At 37.5% G+C, this 22,705-nt stretch carries 27 protein-coding genes and 1 pseudogene; 21 read left to right on the top strand and 7 right to left on the bottom strand.

Features of this window, described 5'->3' with window-relative positions:
* Positions 1 to 211 precede the first annotated feature (211 nt).
* The 12 genes and pseudogenes from ACLHDF_RS04245 to ACLHDF_RS04190 all read left to right on the top strand — a co-directional run bounded on the left by ACLHDF_RS04245 (position 212) and on the right by ACLHDF_RS04190 (position 10,145).
* Positions 212 to 757: a hypothetical protein gene (locus ACLHDF_RS04245; protein ID WP_413917759.1), complete on the top strand. Its 546-nt coding sequence runs from the start codon at positions 212 to 214 to the stop codon at positions 755 to 757.
* 160 nt (positions 758 to 917) lie between these two features.
* Positions 918 to 1,373 carry a transporter gene (locus ACLHDF_RS04240; protein ID WP_413917758.1) on the top strand — a complete coding sequence of 152 codons (456 nt, stop codon included), beginning with the start codon at positions 918 to 920 and terminating at the stop codon, positions 1,371 to 1,373.
* A gap of 139 nt (positions 1,374 to 1,512) precedes the next feature.
* Entirely contained in the window at positions 1,513 to 2,139 is a 627-nt protein-coding gene (locus tag ACLHDF_RS04235; protein ID WP_413917757.1) for an FMN-dependent NADH-azoreductase, read from the top strand.
* 255 nt (positions 2,140 to 2,394) lie between these two features.
* Positions 2,395 to 2,892 carry a PTS glucose transporter subunit IIA gene (locus ACLHDF_RS04230; RefSeq protein WP_413917756.1) on the top strand — a complete coding sequence of 166 codons (498 nt, stop codon included), beginning with the start codon at positions 2,395 to 2,397 and terminating at the stop codon, positions 2,890 to 2,892.
* Between the two features lie 37 nt (positions 2,893 to 2,929).
* Complete coding sequence (locus tag ACLHDF_RS04225; RefSeq protein ID WP_413917755.1) at positions 2,930 to 3,757, top strand: PRD domain-containing protein; 828 nt, start codon at positions 2,930 to 2,932, stop codon at positions 3,755 to 3,757.
* Positions 3,758 to 3,942: 185 nt separating this feature from the next.
* Positions 3,943 to 5,320 (top strand): annotated as a pseudogene (locus ACLHDF_RS04220) (sucrose-specific PTS transporter subunit IIBC).
* A 211-nt stretch (positions 5,321 to 5,531) separates the two neighbouring features.
* Positions 5,532 to 5,804, top strand: a complete 273-nt coding sequence (locus ACLHDF_RS04215) for a hypothetical protein (RefSeq protein ID WP_413917754.1) — start codon at positions 5,532 to 5,534, stop codon at positions 5,802 to 5,804.
* A gap of 21 nt (positions 5,805 to 5,825) precedes the next feature.
* Positions 5,826 to 6,644: a membrane protein insertase YidC gene (gene yidC / locus ACLHDF_RS04210; RefSeq protein WP_413917753.1), complete on the top strand. Its 819-nt coding sequence runs from the start codon at positions 5,826 to 5,828 to the stop codon at positions 6,642 to 6,644.
* Positions 6,645 to 6,745: 101 nt separating this feature from the next.
* Entirely contained in the window at positions 6,746 to 7,951 is a 1,206-nt protein-coding gene (locus ACLHDF_RS04205) for a TolB domain-containing protein (RefSeq protein WP_413917752.1), read from the top strand.
* Between the two features lie 34 nt (positions 7,952 to 7,985).
* Positions 7,986 to 8,495: a GNAT family N-acetyltransferase gene (locus tag ACLHDF_RS04200; protein ID WP_413917751.1), complete on the top strand. Its 510-nt coding sequence runs from the start codon at positions 7,986 to 7,988 to the stop codon at positions 8,493 to 8,495.
* A gap of 119 nt (positions 8,496 to 8,614) precedes the next feature.
* Positions 8,615 to 9,457, top strand: a complete 843-nt coding sequence (locus tag ACLHDF_RS04195; protein ID WP_413917750.1) for an ATP-binding cassette domain-containing protein — start codon at positions 8,615 to 8,617, stop codon at positions 9,455 to 9,457.
* 1 nt (position 9,458) lies between these two features.
* Entirely contained in the window at positions 9,459 to 10,145 is a 687-nt protein-coding gene (locus tag ACLHDF_RS04190) for an ABC transporter permease (protein ID WP_413917749.1), read from the top strand.
* A gap of 27 nt (positions 10,146 to 10,172) precedes the next feature.
* Here the strand turns inward: ACLHDF_RS04190 and ACLHDF_RS04185 are convergent, their stop codons facing one another.
* The 3 genes from ACLHDF_RS04185 to ACLHDF_RS04175 form a co-directional block, all read right to left on the bottom strand.
* The gene (locus ACLHDF_RS04185; RefSeq protein ID WP_413917748.1) at positions 10,173 to 10,991 is read right to left on the bottom strand and encodes a glycerophosphodiester phosphodiesterase family protein; all 819 of its coding nucleotides are present in this window, start codon (positions 10,989 to 10,991) and stop codon (positions 10,173 to 10,175) included.
* A gap of 128 nt (positions 10,992 to 11,119) precedes the next feature.
* On the bottom strand, positions 11,120 to 11,743 hold the full coding sequence (locus ACLHDF_RS04180) for a class F sortase (protein ID WP_413917747.1): 624 nt from the start codon (positions 11,741 to 11,743) through the stop codon (positions 11,120 to 11,122).
* Positions 11,740 to 12,549: a DUF4397 domain-containing protein gene (locus tag ACLHDF_RS04175; RefSeq protein WP_413917746.1), complete on the bottom strand. Its 810-nt coding sequence runs from the start codon at positions 12,547 to 12,549 to the stop codon at positions 11,740 to 11,742. The genes ACLHDF_RS04180 and ACLHDF_RS04175 overlap by 4 nt, the downstream gene beginning before the upstream one ends.
* A gap of 260 nt (positions 12,550 to 12,809) precedes the next feature.
* Here ACLHDF_RS04175 and ACLHDF_RS04170 point away from each other — a divergent pair, with 260 nt between their 5' ends.
* The 5 genes from ACLHDF_RS04170 to ACLHDF_RS04150 all read left to right on the top strand — a co-directional run bounded on the left by ACLHDF_RS04170 (position 12,810) and on the right by ACLHDF_RS04150 (position 16,356).
* Positions 12,810 to 13,700, top strand: a complete 891-nt coding sequence (locus ACLHDF_RS04170; RefSeq protein ID WP_413917745.1) for a YitT family protein — start codon at positions 12,810 to 12,812, stop codon at positions 13,698 to 13,700.
* A 276-nt stretch (positions 13,701 to 13,976) separates the two neighbouring features.
* Complete coding sequence (locus ACLHDF_RS04165; protein ID WP_413917744.1) at positions 13,977 to 14,669, top strand: alpha/beta hydrolase; 693 nt, start codon at positions 13,977 to 13,979, stop codon at positions 14,667 to 14,669.
* 38 nt (positions 14,670 to 14,707) lie between these two features.
* Positions 14,708 to 14,863: a hypothetical protein gene (locus ACLHDF_RS04160; protein WP_413917743.1), complete on the top strand. Its 156-nt coding sequence runs from the start codon at positions 14,708 to 14,710 to the stop codon at positions 14,861 to 14,863.
* Between the two features lie 44 nt (positions 14,864 to 14,907).
* Positions 14,908 to 15,597: an ATP-binding cassette domain-containing protein gene (locus tag ACLHDF_RS04155; RefSeq protein ID WP_413917742.1), complete on the top strand. Its 690-nt coding sequence runs from the start codon at positions 14,908 to 14,910 to the stop codon at positions 15,595 to 15,597.
* Positions 15,598 to 15,783: 186 nt separating this feature from the next.
* Positions 15,784 to 16,356, top strand: a complete 573-nt coding sequence (locus ACLHDF_RS04150; protein WP_413917741.1) for a hypothetical protein — start codon at positions 15,784 to 15,786, stop codon at positions 16,354 to 16,356.
* Positions 16,357 to 16,457: 101 nt separating this feature from the next.
* On the opposite strand, the gene ACLHDF_RS04145 is transcribed toward ACLHDF_RS04150, so the two are convergent.
* Positions 16,458 to 17,060 carry a DUF3885 domain-containing protein gene (locus tag ACLHDF_RS04145; RefSeq protein ID WP_013058688.1) on the bottom strand — a complete coding sequence of 201 codons (603 nt, stop codon included), beginning with the start codon at positions 17,058 to 17,060 and terminating at the stop codon, positions 16,458 to 16,460.
* Positions 17,061 to 17,290: 230 nt separating this feature from the next.
* On the opposite strand from ACLHDF_RS04145, the gene ACLHDF_RS04140 reads away from it, so the two are divergent.
* Entirely contained in the window at positions 17,291 to 17,659 is a 369-nt protein-coding gene (locus tag ACLHDF_RS04140; RefSeq protein ID WP_413917740.1) for a hypothetical protein, read from the top strand.
* A 6-nt stretch (positions 17,660 to 17,665) separates the two neighbouring features.
* Here the strand turns inward: ACLHDF_RS04140 and ACLHDF_RS04135 are convergent, their stop codons facing one another.
* Genes ACLHDF_RS04135 through ACLHDF_RS04125 form a run of 3 tightly spaced genes read right to left on the bottom strand, consistent with a single transcriptional unit; the run spans position 17,666 to position 21,339 of the window.
* Positions 17,666 to 18,793, bottom strand: a complete 1,128-nt coding sequence (locus ACLHDF_RS04135; protein ID WP_413917739.1) for a Ger(x)C family spore germination protein — start codon at positions 18,791 to 18,793, stop codon at positions 17,666 to 17,668.
* Positions 18,790 to 19,887 (bottom strand): GerAB/ArcD/ProY family transporter, encoded by a 1,098-nt coding sequence (locus ACLHDF_RS04130; protein ID WP_413917738.1) that lies wholly within the window; start codon positions 19,885 to 19,887, stop codon positions 18,790 to 18,792. The genes ACLHDF_RS04135 and ACLHDF_RS04130 overlap by 4 nt, the downstream gene beginning before the upstream one ends.
* Before the next feature lie 15 nt (positions 19,888 to 19,902).
* Positions 19,903 to 21,339 carry a spore germination protein gene (locus ACLHDF_RS04125; RefSeq protein ID WP_413917737.1) on the bottom strand — a complete coding sequence of 479 codons (1,437 nt, stop codon included), beginning with the start codon at positions 21,337 to 21,339 and terminating at the stop codon, positions 19,903 to 19,905.
* Between the two features lie 118 nt (positions 21,340 to 21,457).
* Here ACLHDF_RS04125 and ACLHDF_RS04120 point away from each other — a divergent pair, with 118 nt between their 5' ends.
* The 3 genes from ACLHDF_RS04120 (at position 21,458) to ACLHDF_RS04110 (ending at position 22,571) form a co-directional block, all read left to right on the top strand.
* Entirely contained in the window at positions 21,458 to 21,862 is a 405-nt protein-coding gene (locus ACLHDF_RS04120; protein WP_413917736.1) for a secondary thiamine-phosphate synthase enzyme YjbQ, read from the top strand.
* A 103-nt stretch (positions 21,863 to 21,965) separates the two neighbouring features.
* Positions 21,966 to 22,091 carry a hypothetical protein gene (locus tag ACLHDF_RS04115; protein ID WP_016765283.1) on the top strand — a complete coding sequence of 42 codons (126 nt, stop codon included), beginning with the start codon at positions 21,966 to 21,968 and terminating at the stop codon, positions 22,089 to 22,091.
* Positions 22,092 to 22,445: 354 nt separating this feature from the next.
* Positions 22,446 to 22,571: a hypothetical protein gene (locus ACLHDF_RS04110; RefSeq protein ID WP_264467360.1), complete on the top strand. Its 126-nt coding sequence runs from the start codon at positions 22,446 to 22,448 to the stop codon at positions 22,569 to 22,571.
* The last annotated feature ends 134 nt before the right edge of the window (positions 22,572 to 22,705 follow it).

Here is a 22,705-nt window from a genome sequence, read left to right as displayed (position 1 = left end):
TAAGAGAAAGTGTTCTCCACTATCTTTTTCTAAATGCAGATATTCAACTTGTTAGCACACCCGCACACCAATAAACATTTATATTCTGCTTTCTTGCTGATGAATGAACGTATGGAAGGCATAAGGGTAGATTATCTAATCAGAGGCACAGGATATTGGAAGAATAATAGACGGAAATTAATAGAATCATAACGTAGAGAGAGGTGTGTTTATGATTATAGCGGCAAGTGTGATAGCATTTTTATTTTTATACTGGACGATTTTTTATAGTGGGCGCTACTACCAGTATGTTTCAGAAGTTACTGGCAAAAGAATTTCCCTTCACGTAGGAATACATGTCACCTTAGTAGTTGGAGTAAATGCATGTCTCTGGCTTGAGCAGCCGCTGCTTTTTTCTAGCATGTTAGCAGGGTGTGCAGGATTAGGAGCTGGGTGGTTTGTAGGAATTCCTTTTTCGGTAAAAAGCATTTTAAATGGAATGATGGGGGGCATAGGCACGGGTATTAGTTTTTATGTTTCTATGAGCATGTGGATGGATCAGTTTAACTGGCTATCTTTTTTGTTAGTAGGCACGAGCGTTATTTTTAGCGGAAGCTCGTTATTTCAAGTGTTAAAATCGATTCCGTCATTTGAAAAGGTGCTGGTAAAAATGTGGATTCAGCATCCTTTTCTGATAGCTCCTATTTTGATTACCGTATTTTGGCTATATAATTTTATTGAAAAATATTTTCCACAAGCAGATCCAACACGCAAGTAGCTCCCGTGTTGGATTTATTATTTCCTCGGGTAAGGCTCCTCTTTAAGCTCAGCAAGTTTGACATAGTTTAATTAGTCTATAGAAGGTAAAAGTAGACATTCACCTATTTTCATTATGATGCATATTGTAACGTAGCAAGCATTATAAAGGGGGAGTGCGTATGTATCCATATCAATACGATCCACGTTTTCAAGATTTGTTTCCACCAGGAGGAGGCCAAGGGTTTCCAACGTTTCCACCAGGAGGAGGAGGCCAAGGGTTTCCAACGTTTCCACCAGGAGGGGGAGGCCAAGGGTTACCACCGCTACCGCCAGGAGGAGGGGGCCAAGGACTTCCGCCGCAGGGAGGAGCGCAGCCGCCTTCAAGTCCACCGCCAGCTTTTACACCTACACCGAAGCTAGGTTCAGGGGGTCCGTCACTTTATGCTGTTGATCCAGGTGCTATTTCAGGATGCTTATACCGCTATACCTATATATGGCCGAGAAATGGTCGACCTTACTGGTTTTATCCAACCTTTGTGGGAAGACGTTCAGTTGCAGGATATCGCTGGACAGGATTTTTCTGGGTGTACGCTGGGGTAGATGTAAATCAAATTCGAGAATTCCAATGTGTATAAAACTCCGCTTGCGGAGTTTTTTTGTGTGAAAAGGTTGACGCATAAAAAATGAAGTTATATAATAAATCTCGAATTAAAGATAATCTGTTTAGAATATCTCGGATTAATAATAATAGACACTTTTTAGGAGATGACAATTATGGCAAATGTATTATATGTAAAAGTAAATCCGCAGGTTGATGAAGCATCATTTTCAACTCGCTTAGCACAGGTTTTCTTAGATGAGTATAAAACAGCAAACCCAAACGATACAGTAACAACGCTTGATTTGTATAAAGAAACAGTTCCATTCATTGATGGAGATGTTTTAGCAGCATGGGGAAAAGCTGGAGCTGGTGAAGAATTATCAGCTGTTGAATTAGAAAAGGTAACACGTATGGGTGAATTAGTAGAGCAGTTTTTACAAGCTGACAAAGTCATTTTCTCAGCTCCAATGTGGAACTTAAGTTTCCCTCCACTAATGAAAGCTTATATTGATAACATTTTAATTGCAGGAAAAACGTTTAAATATACTGAAAATGGTCCAGTAGGATTAGCTTCAGATAAAAAAGTAGTATTGCTAGAAGCTCGTGGAGGCGTTTATTCAGAAGGCCCTGCAGCAGAGCTAGAATTTACTCAAAGCTACTTACGTACAGTGATGGGCTTCATTGGTGTTCAAGATTTCCAACTGGTTGTTGCAGAAGGTATGGCTTATACACCAGCAGAAGCAGACAATATTTTAGCAAAAGCATCTGAGAAAGCAAAAGAAGTTGCGTCAACATTCTAATGTGAAAAGCCCTTTAAAAGGGCTTTTTTTTAGGTTTAAAATTCAATATCCCCCTTCGGAAAAACATGTAAAGGGTTACATGAAGTGGAAAAGAGGGAACGTACTTCTTATAAAAACACTCATACATTTTTATTTACAAGACAAAAAAAGCATGGTTAAATAATGACCATGTTAACGTAACACAGGGATAGGGAAAGTTTTTCTACAGATTCATTGGGGTATGCTACAAGTACAATCTAAAAAAGGGTGATTGAGATGTTTAAAAAATTATTTGGTAGTAAGGCAAAATTAAAAGAAACAACTATTCTAGCTCCACTTTCGGGTAATATTTTGCCAATCAGCGAAGTACCAGATCCAGTGTTTGCACAGAAAATGATGGGAGACGGTTTTGCAATCGAACCTTCAGAGGGAAAAGTTGTCTCACCCGTTGCTGGAGAAGTGGTTCAGCTTTTCCATACAAAGCACGCAGTAGGCCTAAAAACAGAAGCCGGTACGGAAGTATTAATACATATCGGCCTTGAAACAGTGGCGATGGAAGGCGAAGGATTCGAAGCTCACGTAGCACAAGGCGACAAAGTAAGTGTAGGAACACCTCTTATTACATTTGATTTAGTGCTTATTCAAGAAAAAGCGAAAAGTATTATCACACCAATTGTTATTACAAATAGCGATGCAAGTGAAAGTTTCGAAATTTTGGCTCAAGGGATGGTTCAAAAAGGCGAAACGGCTTGTGCAAAAGTAACGATGAAGTAATAAGCAAGGCTTTTTCCTTTAAGAAAGGAGAGCGCATTTGAAAATTTTAAAAGTGTTAAATAACAATGCCGTCGTCTTTAAAGAAGGCGGCGTTGAAAAAATTGCGATGGGTCCCGGTATTGCTTTTCAAAAAGGTAAAAATGATCTCATTAATGTTGCAAAAGTTGAGAAGATCTTTGTCATGAAAGAAGAGCAGGAAAAGTTTCAAGAACTATTAAAAAACCTTCCTGAAGAGCATATTCAAGTGGCGGAAGAAATCATTTCTTATGCTGAGCAGCAGCTTTGTGCTACGCTAAGTAATCATGTGCATATTGCTTTGAGCGATCATTTATCCTTTGCTGTTGAAAGGATAGCCCGCGGCATTTCCATACAAAATAAATTGCTCAATGAAATTAAATCTCTCTATCAGCCTGAGTATGCAATAGGAGTGTGGGCTCTTCAGCATATAAAAAAGAAGCTAGGGATCACGATGCCTATTGACGAAGCGGGATATATTGCTCTTCATATTCATACAGCCAAACTGAATTCACCGGGGATGCAGCAGCTAATGATGAATACAACGATTATTAATGAAATGGTTACGATTATAAAGAAAGAGCTGAATATGCAGATTGATGAAAACAGTATGTCCTATCAGCGTCTGCTAACTCACTTGCGCTTTGCGTTAAATCGTTTAGCGCAAAATGAAGCTTTTCACGAGATGGATGAGGAGATGCTCGAAGTATTAAAAGTCAAATATAAAAAATCGTATCAGTGCGCTGAAACAATAAAGCAATTTGTCAAAGATGAGTACGAAATCAATTTTCCAGAAGCGGAGTTAGGATACATCACGCTTCACATTTGCCGAATAGAGCAAAGAATATAGAAAAAAACATTGACGAATATTGTTGATTTGAGTACAATGAAAGCGTATTAATTGAATAATCGGGATTGTGACTGGTAAAGCAGGCAAGACCTAGAATGCGTGTGAAGGACAAGTATGTCTTTTATAAACGTGTTTTAGGTCTTGCTTTTTTTATGATATATGACATACAAAAAGGAGGAAGTAAGATGGATGTAAAAGAAACTGCTAAAAAACTTGTTCCGCTTTTAGGAGGAAAAGAAAATATTGCTAGTGCGCAGCACTGTGCTACGCGTTTGCGCCTCGTTATTCGAGATGAAAGCAAAATCGATCAAAAAGGTTTAGATGAAATAGAAGATGTAAAAGGGGCTTTTTCAAATTCAGGACAATTTCAAATCATTTTTGGAACCGGTCTCGTTAATAAAATTCACGCTGCTTTTGTTAAAGAACTAGGTGCCGAAGAGGCTGCTGCCCCAGTGGATCACCAAGAAGAAATGAAAAAGAAAATGAATCCATTTGCTCGCTTTGCCCGCATGCTTTCCAATATTTTTGTTCCGATTATTCCAGCTATTGTAGCAAGTGGTTTATTAATGGGGCTGCTCGGAATGATGAAGGCGTTCCACTGGGTCTCAGAAGATAGCGCGTTATTTGTCTTATTGGATATGTTCTCAGGTGCTGCATTTATCATTTTACCGATTTTAATTGGATTTTCAGCTGCAAAAGAATTCGGTTCAAATCCTTATCTTGGAGCGGTTATCGGAGGGATCTTGACGCATCCGATGCTACTAAATCCATGGACATTAGCAGATGCTAAACCAGAATATATGGATTTGTTTGGCCTAAGTATTCCGCTTATTGGCTATCAAGGTACGGTCGTTCCGATTTTATTGGCTATCTATGTTATGAGTAAAATTGAAAAGGGACTGCGGAAAATTGTGCCGAATTCTGTTGATTTACTCGTTACGCCCTTTTTAACGGTTATTATCACGGGATTTGTGTCACTTGTATTTATTGGTCCTTTCGGTCGCTATATTGGAGATTTAATTTCTATTAGCCTTCAGTCTCTATACGATATAGCCGGAGTGTTTGCAGGAATTTTGTTTGGTGGCTTATATTCAACTATTGTATTAACAGGCTTGCAGCATAGTTTTCATGCTATTGAAGCAGGGCTACTTGCTAATCCGAAGATTGGGGTTAACTTCTTACTTCCTATTTGGGCCTGCGCGAATGTAGCACAGGGAGGAGCCGGGTTGGCTGTTTACTTTAAAACGAAAAATGCCAAAACGAAAAAAATTGCAATTCCAGCGGCTATTTCTTCCTTCTTAGGAATTACAGAACCGATTATTTTTGGCGTCAACTTAAGACTTCGCAAGCCATTTATTGCTGCGGCTGTAGGTGGCAGCTGGGGGAGGATACGTTGTCCTTATGCACGTAGTAGCCAATGCGTACGGACTTACGGGCATTCCAATGATGGCGATTGCTGCACCGCTTGGCATGAGCAATTTAATTCACTATATCATCGGTATGATTATTTCTGTAGGTGTAGCATTCGGCGTTACGTGGTTCATGAAACTAAAAGAAGACTGATGAACAGCGGTAAGCATCCGAGAATAAAGAGTGGCATTACATTTGCTCATCATATTTTATGGTGAGCAAATTTTGTGTCGTAAATATGAAACTTTTTAAAAAGTAATACGTAGAACAGTCAAAGAGATAAGTTGATGTTGTGTAACAGGAACGTAAATGCTACACTACATATATTGGATTGTACTATTATAGTCAGAAAGAGAGCTGGCACATGGAATTTTATCACGATCTTTTTCTATATGCGCCGTATATATCTGCTTTCGTTTTATACATCCTTTGTTATTATATGCTTCGTGAAGCTAGGTTTACGGCTTTTCATGCGGAACCTGTCACAGACCATGCGAATGCAGGGATTGATCCTTCAGTATTAACGATATGGAAAAGACGAAATGTATTTATACATGTGTATAGAAAAACACCAGTTAAAGAGAAGAATAATGATGAAGAAGATCCTTTCCTTCTGAAAAACACTTCATACATTTAGTCATTATTAGGAGGAAAGAATATGAAAAGAAATAAAAAATTATTATTGCTTGGTGTAATGGGAGCGCTTCTTTTAGCTCTAGCCGGCTGTAGCAGTACAAAAACACCGGTAACGGCTACAAGCGGCGGATTCTGGGATCATTATTTTGTTTACCCTTTATCTATGGCATTAACGAAAATTGCTGAATGGGCAGGCGGAAGCTATGGTCTTTCTATTATCATTGCGACGGTTATCATTCGTTTAGTTCTATTGCCGCTTATTTTAAAACAGCAAAAGAGCACGATGGCTATGCAAGCCCTTCGTCCAGAAATGGAAAAGATTCAAAAGAAATATGCTGGTAAAAAAGATCCGGAAACACAGCAAAAGCAGCAAAAAGAAATGATGCAGCTTTACCAAACGCATAAAATTAATCCGGTTGGCGGATGTTTGCCAATCTTTATTCAAATGCCTATTATTATCGCATTTTATAATGCTATTGCCAGAACGCATGAAATTGCTCAGCATTCATTCTTATGGGTAAGTCTAGGAAAGCCAGATCCTTACTTCATTTTACCGGTAGTTGCAGCGATTACAACATTCTTACAAATTCGTGTAAGTATGACGGATGAAATTCAACCTCCAATGAAAATGATGATGAACATTATGCCAATCTTCATTTTAGTAGCAGGGATTTCACTTCCATCTGCTCTTGCGTTATACTGGGTAATTGGTAACTTATTCGGAATTGGACAAGGTTACTATTTGAAAAAACGTATGAGTTTATTAAAAGAAAAAGATGCAGCTAACAATGCAGCACAAGCTAAAACAAAGCCATCACCAAAATCTAAGTCAAAATCATAATATACAAAAAGCGCAGCGAGTAGCTGCGCTTTTTTATTTTTTCAAAAATGTCATGAGATGAGGACATTTGTGTAACGCTATAAAAAAAGACAGGAGTGAACATGGTGAAAAAAATAGCGTTATGTCTGCTTTTTCTTATGTTGTTCCCTATGCAAATAGATGCTGCCAATTCAGTGAAAGTTAGTTTTATACGGCAAGGAAACCTATGGGTATATGATAACGGTGCCGAAAGACAGTTATCCTATGCCAATCATGCCTCTTTGCCTCAATGGTCATCCCGTGGAACTATGATTGCTTATGCAGAAAATGATTCCTTAATGATTGCACCATTAAAAGGAAAATCGATACTTGTTGAACATGATGTAACTCATTATCAATGGTCACCGGTTTCCGAGGAACTTGCGTACATTTCAAATGGAATTCTAGTATATTACAACGTTAAAACGCATGAAAAAAAGCGTGTAGCCGTAGGCGTTGATCAATTTTCATGGTTTCCAGAAGGTGATCGCTTTTTAATTACCTCAGCTGCTACGCTGACGCCCACAGGATGGGGCCCGGTCAAGCTGTATACAGTGAGCAAACATGCAGGATTAGACGTGAAAAAAGTGGAGGCTTTTACTACGTTGCCAGCGGAAAATGATTCATTTTTTGCGTATACAACAAGCAGCTTCAAATGGTCACCTAACGGTCAATGGATTAGTTTTTTAGCCATTCCAACGGCTTCGATGTCTGCAGATGCTAACAAGCTCTGCATTATTACAAAGGAAGGAAAAGCTTTTCAAGCAGTAGGAGATATGCTTAATGTACCAAATTGGTTTAAGTGGAGTAATGAAGAGCAAGTACTGGCATTTATTGATGGAGAAGGAAGATTCGCCACCGAAAATAAAAAATTCACTTTAAAAGAGATGCCGGTTTTTAAAGAACATGTGTTTACTCCAAAAGGCTTTGCAGATTGGGATTTTACTTGGACAGAAAAAGATAACATTATCATTTCACGTGTGCTCGAAGCAGGGTGGTCGAATGATGAAAAAAAGAGACCGCTGCCCTTTTTGTATAGCATGAATGTAAAGACTAATAAGCAAAGTCAGTTCACATTTCCCCAAAAAGGCTTAGGAGATTATGCGCCTGTTTATCATAAAGCAACGAATCAAATGATGTGGATTCGTACAAATCGAAAACAAGCAAATCTTGTAGCGCGTGTAAAAGATACGAAAAATGATAAGGTAGTCATTTCAGGATTAGACCTGCCAGGAAATTATTATGAGCTGTACCGGTGGAATGAAGTATTTAGCGTGTATAACCCTTAAAGCTAATTAAAACATAGGAAACTAAGGTGAAAAAATGAATATACGATTGCTGGTAAGAGAAGACGCTGACGTGTACTTTGAACTCCGTCTTCGTGCTTTAAAAGATCATCCCGAAAGCTTTATTTTAAGTTATGAAGAAGAATATGAAAAAGAAATTGCAGATATCCGAAATCATTTTCCAAGCAGCCATTCAGAATTTGTAGTAGGAGCTTTTATGGAAAAACAGCTTGTGGGGATTGTAGGGTTTCAGCAGCAAAGGCCTTTAAAGGTTCAGCATAAAGGAGATATTTGGGGCATGTACGTAGCGCCTGAAGCAAGGGGGAAAGGTCTTGGAAAGAAGCTGTTAAAAACAGCAGTTGAACAAGCGTTTACCCAAACGAATGTTTTGCAAATCTACCTAGCCGTTGCTGCTAAAAATGAAGGAGCAAAAGCGCTATACAAAAGCCTCGGTTTTACTCCTTATGCGTATGAAAAAAGGGCTCTTCAAGTAGATGGTGAATTTGTGGATGAAGAGCATATGGTATTGTCCAGGAAAAGCCTTTGAACACATCAAAGGCTTTTTTGTGTGGGAAAAATTTAGCTGAAACGTATAGAGATGGAAGCACATTTCCCATAAATATGCTATGATTTAACATATAGGATTATGGAGAGGCGAGGCAGCGGATGGAAAAACTGATTGAATTAAAAAATGTTGCAAAAGTATATAAAAAACATACTGTATTAGAGAATGTTCATACGACGCTTTATAAAGGAGAGACTGTCGCGATTGTTGGAAAAAACGGTGCTGGAAAAAGTACGTTTTTAAAGCTAATTGGCGGATTATCTAAACCGACTAAAGGAACTATTCGTCTTCATAAAGAAACCGGTACGCCTGGATTTGTGGTAGAACAGTTTCCTCAGGAGCTGCGTTTTACGCTAGCAGGATATTTGCAGCACATGGGACGAATTCAAGGGTTGTCTAAGAAAAAGCGCACCTCTCGAATTGAAGAGCTGCTCGAAACTTTCGAAATGGTAGAGTTTAGACATGAAGAGATCATTTCTTTTTCAAAGGGAATGAAGCAAAAAGTCAATATGATGCAGGCGCTGTTGAGTTCTTCTAGGCTGCTATTGCTCGATGAACCTTTATCGGGCTTAGATGCTCGTGCTCAGCTAGAAGTAGAGCGAATTTTTACAAAGCTTAAAGAACGAGGGATGACCATTGTATTTACTTGTCATGAAGAAAGACTCATTCATGCTGTAGCGGATCGCGTTATCACCATTGGTTCACAGCGTATTTTAAAAAATGAGCGCGTTCAACTCGTTGAGCATTTAACGGTTATTGAGGCAAATGTCATTCTCAATAAGCCGCTTCGTTTATTAAAAGAAAAGTGTACGAAAATTGAACAGCACGGAAACTACTGGATTTTTTATATAGATAAAAAATATGTAAATGAATTTCTAGCAGAATTGCTTGCTGTTCAAGCTGAAGTTGTAAAGCTATATCATATGGAAAGGGAAGAAATTTAAGATGGGTGCATTGATCCGCTATCATTTTATTACATACATCAAATCGTATCGATATATTCCTCCGCTTGCACTTTACATTATTTCATTGTGTATGAACTATACATATAGACCGAATCCAGTTCTTGATAGCTTTTTTAATACGGCACTTTACCTCTTTTTTCTAACTACTTGGTTTACGATGTCGCTGTTTCACGCTGAAGATTCTAGTCAAGAGGTTATTACAAAGCTTCATGTGGGGAAAAAAAACAAGTACTTTATAAGTAAACTTATTAGCGCTATCCTGCTGTTTACGTTTTTATCAGCAGTTTCCATTGCTTATCCCGTGCTGCTTGATATGTTTGAAGTGGACATATCTACTAAGCAAATGGTGTTTGGATTTATTATTCATTGGACGTTTAGTTTGCTTGGGATGAGCATAGGTCTTGTTTTTACACGAGATGTTGTAAGAGAAGGCAGCTTATCGTGGTTTGGGCCTTTATTTATTTTAATCGTGACGCTTGCAGCGGCAGGCGTTTCATTTCCGTATCAAGGAGGTGGACTGCTGCTGTACGTATTACCGCCAGTATCTGCAATCATTCAATTTATTAACGAAGGGTTAAATAAATTTTTGGTGTTTGGCTGGGCTTTACTTTATGCCATAGTATTAATTAGCCTGTACTTGTGGAGAGCTAATAGAAGAGATGTATAAAAAATAAACACTTGCAGCTGCAAGTGTTTATTTTTTATGAAGCACGTTATAAAGACGGTCTGGGTAATTTGTAAACATACCGGTTACGCCCCACTCGATAAGCGTGCTCATTTGTTTTTCATCATTTACTGTATAAGGGTGGACGTCTAAATCATAGGAGCGAGCTTTTTGTACATATAATTTTGTCAGCGTATTTGCATTAGGGCCGATGCCGCTCGCGTACGTTTTAATTTGTTTGAACTGCTGATCTGTTAGCATATTGGTTTGCTTGGAACGGATTAATTGAATTAGTTTCATAGTCGGTCGGTAGCGGTGGACGGTTTTTAAGCTTTCAGGACTAAATGATTGTACAATGACGTGATCGGTGTGAATGTTATACTTAGCCATCAACGTTAATAATTCCTTTTCCATACCTGGATATTCATGAGGAGATTTGGTTTCAATATAATAATTTGTTCGATTGCCAAACGTACGAAATATTTCTTCTAAAGTTGGAATGACGGCTTTTTTATCACCTCTTCCTGCATTCAAACGCTGAAGCTGCTTTACCGTGTACTGCTTTACATATCCTGTTCCATTTGTCGTTCGGTCAACCGTGTAGTCATGAATTGCTACAAGCTGCTGATCTTTCGACATGTGAAGATCAAGTTCAATGTAATCCGCTTTTTGCTGTATGGCAGCGAGATAAGATTGTATCGTATGCTCTGGTTCATATCCGGATGCGCCTCGATGAGCAATAATTGCTACTTTTTCTGTTTGAGTAGAAGCTGCCTGCGTATGTATAAACATAAAAATACCGCATAAACAAAGAGTGAGTGAGCTTACAAACCACCATTTTCGTCTCATATCAAAACTCCTTTTTATTGAGGGGGCGTGCATTAGTTTACTAGCGAGATGTTGTGTTCATATTAAGGCTGTGTAAATATTTAAATAAAACGAACGACTATGTAATTAAAAGTAATAAACGCCGATGTTTAGTGAGAAACATCGGCTGTTTTTTCCGGACGTAAGCTTGTATAAATAACGAGTCTGCGCTCATGAGTTTTCTGTTTATGATCAAATGTTCCCGTACAGGTGATTAAATTAAGCTGATGCTGAAAAGTTGGGCCGAAAATCTCTCTGATAGGAGCAGAATCTCGGGGGTAAGAAGCTTTATTGGTAACAACGAAGGTCAGCTGTTGACCTTGTTGATCGGTTACGAAAATTTCATCTCCCTTTGTGAGCTTGTCGAGATGATAAAAAATAGCGGGTCCTTTTTGGTCATCAACATGTCCTGCAATAACCGCATTTCCTTCTTCTCCAGGTCGTGCTCCAAGCTTAAACCAAGCTACATCATTACCATTATCAGGAACGCTCATTTCACCTTGATTAGTAAGGCCCATTCCTTTTATAAAAGCCTTGATATGAAGCTTTGGAATAATAAGCTGAGATGGAAGAAGTGCAGAAGCAGTCCCTGAAGATTCCAAGGATTGAGCCGATTTTGTTTCAGCCATCTTTACAACAAAATCTGTCGAGTTGTTTGCAAATGCTGATTGGGTAAACCAACTGCTCATGAATAGTATAAAAGAAAAGGCTAAACCCCCTCCTATCCATTTCATTCGCTTTCGTATCCTCTATGACGACGAACAACAAATATAGCGACCGCTCCAATTCCTAATAAAGTAAGAACCGGTACAATTGAATTATAATTATCCTCTGAAGCACCGCCCATTCCTGTTTTTGGCATTTCTGAAGGCATAGCCGTATTATCTTTTAATAAAAGCGTTTCAAGGCTGTCGGCTTTGTTAATGGCGAGCACTGTATAGACCGTGTTGGCTTCTAAATTAAGATTTGGAATGTCGAGTACTTTTTTATTATCTTGACTAGTTGCGATGGTTAAATCATAAGTTCCTGCATCTACTTCAGAATAATTTGTCATTTGTTTAAAAGCAGTATTTTTAAATAAAGTAGGGCCGTGATTAATACCTACATTAACAGCGGGAGCATCTGGAGAAAAGTGAGCAATTCGGATTTTACTCTTTCCTTTAGCTACGTTCATATCATCTTGAGCTACTTTTAATTCTAAGTGTGCAACTTGGTTAATGGCAGCAAGGGTGTAGGCTTTGTTTGCTTCGACGGTTACATTAGTGGAAATGACGGGTTTTTCTTTTCCTTTTGTACCTGTCGCATATACCTCTACTTTATGAGAACCCGCAGGTACCTTAAGGTAATCTGTCACATCTTTAAAGGATGCGCCGACTACGATGCTTTGATTGTCCACATATATATCTACTTCAGGTGCATCAGGCGACGCATGCACAACTCGTATCATTGCCTCCTGCACAGCTGCAGAAGTGAAGTTATCTGAAAAAGCTAGCAATAAAACTGCGAGTAAAGAAGCAGCAATAATCTTTACACGGTTCATAACGTTTTACTCTCCTTTTAATCTAAGTTTGTCCTGTTAATCCCGTATGAAAAGTGGTTAATATTCATTCACTTTTGAACGTACTCGGGCATTTATTCACTTGTTATCATCTACAATTTTATCCAATATATTCATAATTTATTTCATTAGATGAAATTTTTGTAAAAGAACAGATGAATAGTTTGAATTTTGTGATAATATTAAAATAGAGCGTTTGGTTAGTAGTTGATGTTTCTGTCACAAAAAGGAGGGGAAGTTATGTGCTGCAAACGAATCATGAAATAAAAAAGGTTGTTCATCGTTCGCTATCAGCTAAAATGATTGTAAAACGCATGCTGTTTATTTTAGTGGGAGCCCTTCTAATGGCCGTAGGGCTAGAGTTTTTTCTCGTCCCTAATGAGGTTATTGACGGTGGAATTGTAGGTATATCCATTATTTTAGCCCACTTAACAGATATTCAAATCGGGTTTTATATCTTCGTATTAAATCTTCCATTCTTTTTTATTGGATACAAGCAAATTGGAAAAACATTTGCGCTATCTACGCTTTTCGGTGTTATCATTCTATCCATTGCTACCTCTATTTTTCACGACTTGCCGGTTTTAACAGGAGACCCACTTTTAGCCACTGTGTTTGGCGGAATTGTTCTCGGTGTGGGAGTAGGAATTGTTATTCGATATGGAGGTTCGTTAGACGGTACCGAGATATTAGCTATTTTATTTAATAAGCGTACGCCTTTCTCCGTAGGCGAGACGATTATGTTTTTTAATTTATTTATTTTGGGAAGTGCCGGTTTTGTATTTGGCTGGGACCGCGCTATGTATTCTTTAATGGCTTACTTTATTGCTTTTAAAACGATTGATATTGTGATTCAAGGGTTAGATGAGTCCAAGTCAGCTTGGATTATCAGCGAACAATATGAACAAATCGGCGAAGCCATTCTTGCTCGTTTAGGGAGAGGCGTGACGTATTTAAATGGAGAAGGAGCTTATACGGGAGATGATAAAAAAGTAATTTTTTGCGTGATTACCAGGCTTGAAGAAGCAAAGTTAAAAGCAATTATTGATGAGATGGATCCATCTGCTTTTTTTGCTGTAGCAGCTATTGCTGAAGTCAGGGGAGGAAGGTTTAAGAAACGAGATATTCATTAATCAAGGTTGTCTACTAGTGAGGCTGTCCCTTTAGTATGATGTTTACTGAAACTTCCTTTCTCTCTACTTGTTCATGAGTAGTGGTAATGGTTTATGTCACTTCTAGTCCATCATGCATATTGAGCCTCTCTTTTTTCGTGTATATCTTTAAAACAAACATGTAAGGTGTCTAAAAGATATCAAAAGAGTACATAGTAAAAAAACAGAAAGAGGGAGTGACATGAAAAAACGTTAAAAATATTAGGAGTTGGTCTTGCAGTTCTTGTCGCGGTAACCGTGGCTTTTTTTGTCATATGGACAGGTTTTGATTATGAACCTTCAAAGCAGCTTCACACATTGGTAGACGAGAAAAAAGTAGTGAAGAAAGGCGGTTATTACGTATTTAAACCCGAAGCCAACAAAGAGATAAAAGCCGGCTATATTATCTATCAAGGTGCTAAAGTAGAGCCGTTAGCATATGGCTATTATACTCAGCAAATTGCAAATGAAGGATATCTTGTTGCTGTTGTAGATTCTCCGTTTAATATGAGTTTTTTTAGTCAAAACAAAGCGACGGATATTGTAAAGAGCTATTCGAAGGTTCCCACATGGTTTATCGGAGGGCATTCCCTTGGGAGTGTGAGTACAGCATCTTATGCGTATGATCATCAAAAATCAATAAAAGGTTTAGTTCTTTTAGCATCTTATCCAATGAATAAGAATAATTTTTCATCCTCCAATTACGCTATTTTGTCTTTAACCGGTGAAAAAGATGGTTTGTCGACGCCTGAAAAAATTAAAGAAACCAAGCCTTTACTTTCAAACAATACAGAGATAGTTCAAGTAAAAGGAGCTAATCACGCTCAGTTTGGAATGTACGGGAAACAAAAAGGTGATAATAAAGCCAATATTTCTCCTAAACAGCAGCAGGATGAGCTAGTAAAAAGAACCGTCAAGTGGTTAAACAGTCAAATAGAAAAAATCAGCTAGTTGACCACGGAATATTGTATAAAAAGAGAGGGATAGGGATGTTTGTATGTGCTGGAGCCAAAGAAGTATTGCTTACACAAAGAAAAGAAGAATTTTATAACCGTTTTATCGTTCCGCTGAAAAAAGAAGCACAGCATTTAGGAATTACTGTAAACGAATTAAAAGAGCTGTTAGACAAGGGGGAAATAAAATGAATATAGAAGCGCAGCTGTTAAATAAATGCTATGGATCCAAATAAGTGTTAAAAGATATTTCACTTACGCTAGTACAAAATAAAATATATGGGTTGCTAGGAAGAAACGGAGCGGGCAAAACGACTCTTATGCAGATTGTAGCGGGACATATTCCAGTTACGACAGGAGAGGTAAAGGTGGAAAATCAATCTCCGTTTGAAAGCCGCTCTCTTTTGCAAAACATCTGCTTAATTAATGAAAGCGGAAATTTCAAAAAAACATTAAAAGTTAAAGACGTGTTAAAAATCGCTTCACTTTTTTATCCTTATTGGAGCCAAGAAACGGCTGAGAGACTTATGGAAGAGTTCGATTTAGATTGGAATATGAAAGTGAAGGTTTTATCTAAAGAAATGGAATCAGCATTAGGGATTGTTGTTGGGTTATCTTCTCGAACGAGCATCACCATTTTTGAGGAACCGTATATTGGACTTGATGCTGCCATGAGGGCGCGTTTTTATGAGCTTTTATTAAATGAGTATGAAGATTATCCACGCACATTCATTATTTCAACGCATTTAATTGATGAAGTAAGTAATTTATTTGAAGAAGTACTAATTATGCAAAAAGGAAAGCTGATTCTTCAAGACACGGCAGAAAATTTGCAGCAGCGCTGTGTAAGTGTAAAAGGATCTAAAAGTCGAATTGAAGAATATGAAAAAGAAAAGCAAGTAATTCATGAACAAGTATTCGGCTGAGAGAAAAAAGTGGTGCTATTTAACGAAGACATTCATGACGAAGAACTGTTGACAGTTCATTTAATGTAGAAGCTGTTCATATCCAGGATATTATGATTTATCTTACATCGAATCGTGGAGGTGTAGCGTAATGAAAGGACAGTTTGCCGCCATAGTTATTCGCTGTACGTCGAATTGAAGTATTTAATGATTCGTTTGTGGGTGATACTGTTAGCTTTTATTGTAGTAGATATTTTATTATTTAGTCAGGTGAACGAGCATCTTCTATTAGTAACAAGTGTGCCGCAGTACATCTTTTCAGGTATTGTAAGTTTTATTATCATTCGAAAAAATTTCTCATTTTGTTTAAAGCTAGGAGCGACTCGTAGAGCATATCTTTCAACGATGACCTGTGTTTTTGCTCTATTTGCAATCGTGATGTCTCTTATCAATATTGTCATCATGAGCATTTCAATAAAGGTGATTAGTAGTTTAAATTTAATGAATGTTCAGGTTTATTATGTGAGCGATTTTATCTTTCATGACCCTACTTTGGCTATTCACTTTTTAACAGATGCTGTATTTATCTTTTTTATTACAGCATCAGCGTGTTTGCTTGGAAGCATCGTTTATAAATTCGGGCAAGTAGGAGGGATGATCACCGGTGCAGTTTTGATTTTATTGTTCACGATTCCAGTGACAAAAGAACCGGTTATTGATTTCATAAAAGCTTTTCGAGCGGGTCGTTATTGTTTACATTTGGAACAATGGTTATCGTAAGGTTTCTATTTTTTCTTATCAACTGGCTATTTAAAAAAAGCGTCTCCTGCTCATCAAGCCTAATAAAAAAGCAATCATTCCTTTACTGAATGATTGCTTTTTTACTGTACTTTTTTTGAGCAAGCTGCATCAATATCCAGAATCCAGTCGTGGAACTTTTGCTGAAGCAGTTGAAGAGAAGACTGATTGTTGGATACAATGTCCAGTCCACGCTCGTCGTAAAGGTGGAAGATGGTTTCTTTATTCAAATTCACAATGTAACACTCTTCTTCAATAGCCGGATGGATATGAAGATCACGGTTAGCAATTGATTGCAAAAGCAGCTTTTCTTTCACGTCGTTTGTTTTACAGGCAATAATATACTCAGCGTTATTTAATAATGCTACTGATTGAACTTCCTGCTTCTTCAGGCGAGAGCGAATGAATTTTTTAATAGCTGTTTCTTTTTTCTTTTTTAAAAGCAAATCATCTTGTGCAGCATTAGCTTTGAAAACAAGTAACAGCTCATCATTTTTTTCATGGAGTGTCTCAAAAATTTCGTAAGCGCGTGCGTACACATTTTTCATGTATTCTCGTTCCCATACGCCTTTTTGATTGGTAAGTGTGAAGCGGATACCTGCAGGCGCGTTGTAAAAAAGAGGTCTTTTCATTTGAACATTTGGAAACATTGTTGTTAAGTATGATTGAAGTCGCATTGTCGTCATACGCAACACCTCATTTATTTTAGTCCTGACTTAATATGTTGAATTTAGTTTATCACGTGATTAGCTAAATTTGTAAAGAAGTAATGTTATTTAATCAAAAGGTAACCAAACTGTTATATTTTGTTGATTTTGCATTATTTCTTTACACAACCTTTGCGTATGAACAGGTTTTTTCATACGCCTGTCGTATTACTTAACGTAATAACGACGTGAAGAAAGGATGATATATGGTGAAAAAACAGCTTGTTCTTATTTCAATTATTACAGCTGCTTTCTTTGTGCTTATTTTTCATAAAACGATCTTTCAAGAAGGTAATCCTCTTCCCATTGCATGGAGTATTGTAAAATTAAAGTCTTCAGGAGAAGATGTTGTTCAAATATCTGACAAGCCTAAAAGGTATCTTATTCATTCTGATGACTACTTAACGTTTATTAAACAAATGAAAAAAAACAAAGTGAACTTTCAATATCAAGATAATAAAAAGTTTTATTTTAATAACGACAATGAACGCCAGCTCTTCGTCAGTAAGAACTATACCGATAAGTTCACCATTATGGAACTAAAGAAAAAAGAGCTGACTGAAGCTGGCGTTGAGTAGTATCCACTAATCTTTTCCCTGCGTGCCAAAATCTTTAATTTGGACGTGAACATGATAGTCGATTGTGGACTGGCTAAATATTTCATCCCATTCATGCTGATGTTTTTTCCAAAAACGAGGATAATGAATTCGTACATACTCATGCAGGTTAATCACATCAGCTTTATAGTTGTTTTGCAACAAGCGAAGTGTCTTTTCCGCATCTTTGCGAATAATTCCTTCCGTTTTTCTTTCAACTTTCTTGACATTAGAGGCGGTCAGAGCCTGTTTTGAAGTCTCCCAATCTTCTGATAACCTGCCGCTTGTTTGAACGGTGATGTCAAAATGAACGGAGTGATTTGAATCGATGCGGGCCTTCACATCTTGTTGAACATCTCCAATTTCATAGGAAAAGGGGTATATCCCGTGTTTGCCGTAAATAATTCCGCCTTTAATATCCCCCGTTAACCATGTTAAAGCCTCTACTTGATGCTGAGTTAAGGTAAACTTTGCTTTTTTATCCTTTATGATTGCCGCGCCATCTAGTTTAACGCTATTTTTTATTTTAGAAATCCGCTGCATTAGAAAACTTTGATCGGTTTTTAACTTAGCTGATAGCTCGCCCATTGTTAGAGGGTTTAAAATTTTATTGGTTTTGAATTTATTGTACACAAGCTCGTAAATTAAGTTGACCGGTGGTACAGACATCCCTTGAATTGTTAAAACATTTTTAGCATCGCCCTTTGTAACAAATGCAAGGCTGCTGCGCCGTATTTCATTATCACGGACAAATTGATTAATAAGTGAATCAAGAGGAATCGTTTTGCTTGCTTTTTCTCCTATTAAGAGCGCTCGCTGATGCTGACTATATATAGGGTCGGATTTCATTGAAATATTTCGCGTGATTTCGTGAATCGTAGGACCGGCAGTTGTAATGTTCTTATATGGAATAGAGGAAGACATATTTCCCGATTCCGTTTCAGTTAGCGTTTGGTGAGTCAACACAAGCTGATTTTTCCCTGTTTTAGGCTCGATTTTTGATGTAATATCCATTGCGACTCCGATAACGAGAGCAAGTTGTTCAATATTTCGATGGCTCATACAGCCACATAATAAAAAGATGCTCATTATGACAGGAAGGTATTTTTTGGTCATTTGAACACAACCTTTTTTATTTTCATTAACACGCTGAAGAAAAGAGGAATAACTAAAAACGTCACTAAAAATGCCCAGCCAAGTACCGTTGAATAATTCGACACGTCGCTTGCTGTTTTGGGCGCCAAAGAGCTCATAAATAAAATTGGCACAAGAAAGATGATATTGGTAGTTGATCTGTTTTTGAAAATCTTTTTAAAGCCCGAAACGGCTAAAAAGAAATACATTACAAAGGTTAAAAAAAACTGAAGAAGCCAAACAATAAGCAAAAATAATTCCAGTCTCTCGAAGAAAATTCCTTTTACTTCATGTGTCTGAACAAATTCAATTGTAGGCCAAACGGTTGTTTTTACTTCCGGGACGGATAAAGCACCTACAACTAATACGTAAGTGACAATATATAAAAGTAAAGGAATGGAAAATCCGATGATAGAAACTTTCCGTAAATGATTTTTGTTTTTCATATGTTTTGGTAAAAACACAATAGTTTCGATTCCTAAAAAGGAAACAGAGACGGTTGTAAAAGCAGCGAGAAGCGGGCTGAATCCGTCAGCTAATACAGGCTGCAAGTTTTTTAAATTCACCATACCGATGCTAAGTGCGTATAAGATAAGAAGGATAATGATGGTTATAGGTGTGCATAGTGCCATTACTTTTCCGATAGAATCAATACCGCCAGTGATTAAATAAACGCCTGTCAAAATAAACGAAAGGATAATTAATTCAATGGGCATTGTTTCTAGTAAATAAAAATGAATCATTTCTGCCATAGCTCTTACTTCAAAGCTTGCTACAGATGTAAAATAAACGACTATAGCAAAATTGAATATATTCCCAATCAGCTTGCCGGTTACTTCCTGTGTAAAATCAAACATACAAGTAATCGCAAAAAACTTCACCATCCAGACTAAAAAAAGAACAATTCCAATAAACAAAAGGCCATCTATAATCAGTACAATCCATCCATCTGCATTATTTGTCTGGTTTGTAATACTGCTTGGCAGTGTTAACAAACCGACGCCAAGCATAGTTGAAGAAATAATTGAAATGGCGTAAAAATCTGAAAGAAGCTTGCTTGATTGTGATTGTTGCATATGGTCCTCCTTTTGTTAGTTTTGTTTTGATCTATTTTTAGACTGTTTTAGGCTTTTGTTTGGAAGACGAACATAAGAGTCTTTCCATGCTTTTTTATTTAACGCAAAAAATGGTTTGAAGTAGGCCATACCAAAACTTTCAAGTTTGGTTAGATGGATGACGAGCACAAGAAAAAACATGGTAACGCCATATAACCCAAAAATTGCTGCAATCACCATAGATACGAAACGCAAAATTCGAAACGAAAGACCAATTCCGTACTGAGGAACGGTAAAGGACGCAATTGCCGATACAGATACAACAATAATCATAACGGAGCTAACAATATGTGCTTCAACCGCTGCTTGACCAATAACAACACCGCCTACAAGTCCAACGGTTTGTCCGACAGGAGTAGGGAGGCGCAGGCCCGCTTCGCGCAATAATTCAAGGGTAACTTCCATGACCACCGCTTCAATAAAAGGAGAAAAAGGAACGTTTTCGCGCGTTGCTGCAATAGTAATAGCCAGCTCCGTTGGAAGCAGACCTTGGTTAAACGAAACGAGTGAAATATAAATCGCTGAAAAGAATAGCGTAATAAAAATAGACAGGTACCTCAGTAATCTTAGCAATGAACCTGCTATCCATCTTTCATAATAATCATCAGGTGATTTCATTATCATATCGAAAGTTGTAGGAACTAAAAGAGCAAAAGGAGAACCGTCTACTAAAATGGCTACTCGCCCTTCATTGACCGCAGCGAGAACGCGATCTGGTCTTTCTGTATTTTGTACTTGTGGAAATGGAGAGTAAGGTGCTTCTTCTAAAAATTCTTCAATCATTCCTGAGTCTTGAATGTTATCCAAAGGAATGTCTAATAATTTCTCTCGCACTTGATTCACAATGTGAGTTTTGCAGTGTTTATTATGAAAAACAATACTTGTTCGGTGTTCTTTTGTATTTCCAATATAAATATCTTCAATAACCATTTCTTCTTCGGTAGAACGCTGTCTTAAAAGGCCAAGGTTTTCATCCAAGCTTTCGATAAGCGCAATTTTAGGGCCGCGCACCACTTTTTCCGTTGTAGGTTCGCTTAAAGAGCGCTGTTTCGTCATGGACATATTCAGTGAATATGCCGTAGTGCTGTCGCTAATAAACAGCAGGGGCTGACCTTTAAAAAAATAGGAGATAGCTTGTTTGTATGTATAGACTTCTTTATCTTTAATGACAGAAATAAACGAGTCGATATCATCGATTGTTTGTGTTTCACTTTTTGCTTTTGTCTCAACGATGCGTTGAGTAAGATTATCAAGCTTTTCTCCGTCGACTAACCCTTGGAGATAAATAATGCACGTATATTTTGTGGGAGACAGCCATAATTTTTTTGAACCAACATCTGTATTTTGACCCACCAAATCTAGAAACGTTTGAACGGTGTAGTCTGCATTGGGCTGAAATTTTGAATCGAGCATAAATAAACTCACCGCCTGTTGTGTTAATGAGCTTAGTGTTTACGATGTAAAAACGAGTTATGCGAAAAATGTGGAAGAATGGAAAAGATATGTTATGGTAAAGAAAAGAGGTGATGGTATGCTACATTCATTTACGTTAAAAACGAACAAGCGTGATGAAATGATTGATGTAACGAGTCAAGTACAGGCAGTGATAAGAACAGAAGGAATAAAAGAAGGGGCTGTAGTTGTTTATTGTCCTCATACAACAGCCGGTATTACAATTAATGAAAATGCAGATCCAGATGTAAAAACCGATATGATTCGCCGCTTTGATGAAGTATATCCTTGGGAACATGAGTTAGATCTTCATATGGAAGGAAATACGGCTGCGCATCTCAAAGCGAGCACGGTCGGATCTTCACAGCACATAATTGTTCACGATGAGCAGCTGCTGCTAGGAACGTGGCAAGGAATTTATTTTTGTGAGTTTGATGGACCGAGAACTCGTACGTATTATGTAAAAATTTTATCTGCACAATAACTTTTTTTCATACGTCATTGTCCAACTTTTTTTTGAAAATTGTTATAAAACAAAGTTAATTTAATATAAATGTTATATAACAGTTAAAGGGAGAGATTGAACAATGGAAAAGATAGGTGCAGAACAAGAAACAGTGAAAAAAGAAAATGAAAAAACAAATTTTACCTGGGTGGAAGAATACCCAACCATTTTAGACATTGTTAATGAGTATTACAGTACGTGCCGATAAAGTAGAGAGGAGCTAATTATTAGCTCTTCTTTTTTATAAAAAAAGATAATAGTAGCAATTTTTCCAATATGTTTAATATAATAAATATTAGGGTACTAAATAGTATGAAATAAAGATAAAACGCATCGTTTCATACTATTTCCTTTTTTACCGCTAGTATAGCCTTGAAGAAAAAGCTTCGTTTGATATACTAACTGTACGCTTAGTCTTTAAGATAAAGATGAAGATTCATTGTCATTGTTACGCGCAGTGAATGAGCTGCCTTTGCTTGGCGAAAACGTCGTACAAACAAAGACAGATAGCGAATTGTTTTGGGTGCGTTCATTTAGTTCAAAACAGGGAGGCGATTAGTCTATGTTACTTGTACGTATGGCCATGATTGGTTTCTTTTCATTAACAGCTATATCATTGTTTTCTTTTCAGTCTGTTGAAATTATCCATGCCATTATGGACTTTTTCTCATCAACTGATAAATACTAAAAACCTATAGCTTTTTTTAATAAAAAAGCGGATAACCCCTTAGGGGGATATCCGCCAAAAACCGCCAGACAGGCGTTTTTTTTTTATGCCTATAGCTGTGCCAACAAACGCACTGCATTCGTTTTTTGGTTATA

This window comes from Priestia megaterium (assembly GCF_046599315.1).
Lineage (GTDB): Bacteria > Bacillota > Bacilli > Bacillales > Bacillaceae_H > Priestia > Priestia megaterium_F.
The sequence above is the reverse complement of the archived record's forward strand: the minus strand, read 5'-3'. Positions and strand labels throughout refer to the sequence as shown.

Coding starts and splice junctions, on each gene's coding strand:
- ACLHDF_RS04200 (WP_413917751.1), top strand. CDS start 7,986: ATGAATATACGATTGCTGGTAAGAGAAGACGCTGACGTGTACTTTGAA.
- ACLHDF_RS04205 (WP_413917752.1), top strand. CDS start 6,746: ATGGTGAAAAAAATAGCGTTATGTCTGCTTTTTCTTATGTTGTTCCCT.
- ACLHDF_RS04125 (WP_413917737.1), bottom strand. CDS start 21,339: ATGCTCGATTCAAAATTTCAGCCCAATGCAGACTACACCGTTCAAACG.
- yidC (WP_413917753.1), top strand. CDS start 5,826: ATGAAAAGAAATAAAAAATTATTATTGCTTGGTGTAATGGGAGCGCTT.
- ACLHDF_RS04215 (WP_413917754.1), top strand. CDS start 5,532: ATGGAATTTTATCACGATCTTTTTCTATATGCGCCGTATATATCTGCT.
- ACLHDF_RS04175 (WP_413917746.1), bottom strand. CDS start 12,549: ATGAACCGTGTAAAGATTATTGCTGCTTCTTTACTCGCAGTTTTATTG.
- ACLHDF_RS04240 (WP_413917758.1), top strand. CDS start 918: ATGTATCCATATCAATACGATCCACGTTTTCAAGATTTGTTTCCACCA.
- ACLHDF_RS04235 (WP_413917757.1), top strand. CDS start 1,513: ATGGCAAATGTATTATATGTAAAAGTAAATCCGCAGGTTGATGAAGCA.
- ACLHDF_RS04195 (WP_413917750.1), top strand. CDS start 8,615: ATGGAAAAACTGATTGAATTAAAAAATGTTGCAAAAGTATATAAAAAA.
- ACLHDF_RS04180 (WP_413917747.1), bottom strand. CDS start 11,743: ATGAAATGGATAGGAGGGGGTTTAGCCTTTTCTTTTATACTATTCATG.
- ACLHDF_RS04110 (WP_264467360.1), top strand. CDS start 22,446: ATGTTACTTGTACGTATGGCCATGATTGGTTTCTTTTCATTAACAGCT.
- ACLHDF_RS04245 (WP_413917759.1), top strand. CDS start 212: ATGATTATAGCGGCAAGTGTGATAGCATTTTTATTTTTATACTGGACG.
- ACLHDF_RS04145 (WP_013058688.1), bottom strand. CDS start 17,060: ATGACGACAATGCGACTTCAATCATACTTAACAACAATGTTTCCAAAT.
- ACLHDF_RS04190 (WP_413917749.1), top strand. CDS start 9,459: ATGGGTGCATTGATCCGCTATCATTTTATTACATACATCAAATCGTAT.
- ACLHDF_RS04130 (WP_413917738.1), bottom strand. CDS start 19,887: ATGCAACAATCACAATCAAGCAAGCTTCTTTCAGATTTTTACGCCATT.
- ACLHDF_RS04115 (WP_016765283.1), top strand. CDS start 21,966: ATGGAAAAGATAGGTGCAGAACAAGAAACAGTGAAAAAAGAAAATGAA.
- ACLHDF_RS04160 (WP_413917743.1), top strand. CDS start 14,708: ATGTTTGTATGTGCTGGAGCCAAAGAAGTATTGCTTACACAAAGAAAA.
- ACLHDF_RS04135 (WP_413917739.1), bottom strand. CDS start 18,793: ATGACCAAAAAATACCTTCCTGTCATAATGAGCATCTTTTTATTATGT.
- ACLHDF_RS04230 (WP_413917756.1), top strand. CDS start 2,395: ATGTTTAAAAAATTATTTGGTAGTAAGGCAAAATTAAAAGAAACAACT.
- ACLHDF_RS04185 (WP_413917748.1), bottom strand. CDS start 10,991: ATGAGACGAAAATGGTGGTTTGTAAGCTCACTCACTCTTTGTTTATGC.
- ACLHDF_RS04150 (WP_413917741.1), top strand. CDS start 15,784: ATGATTCGTTTGTGGGTGATACTGTTAGCTTTTATTGTAGTAGATATT.
- ACLHDF_RS04120 (WP_413917736.1), top strand. CDS start 21,458: ATGCTACATTCATTTACGTTAAAAACGAACAAGCGTGATGAAATGATT.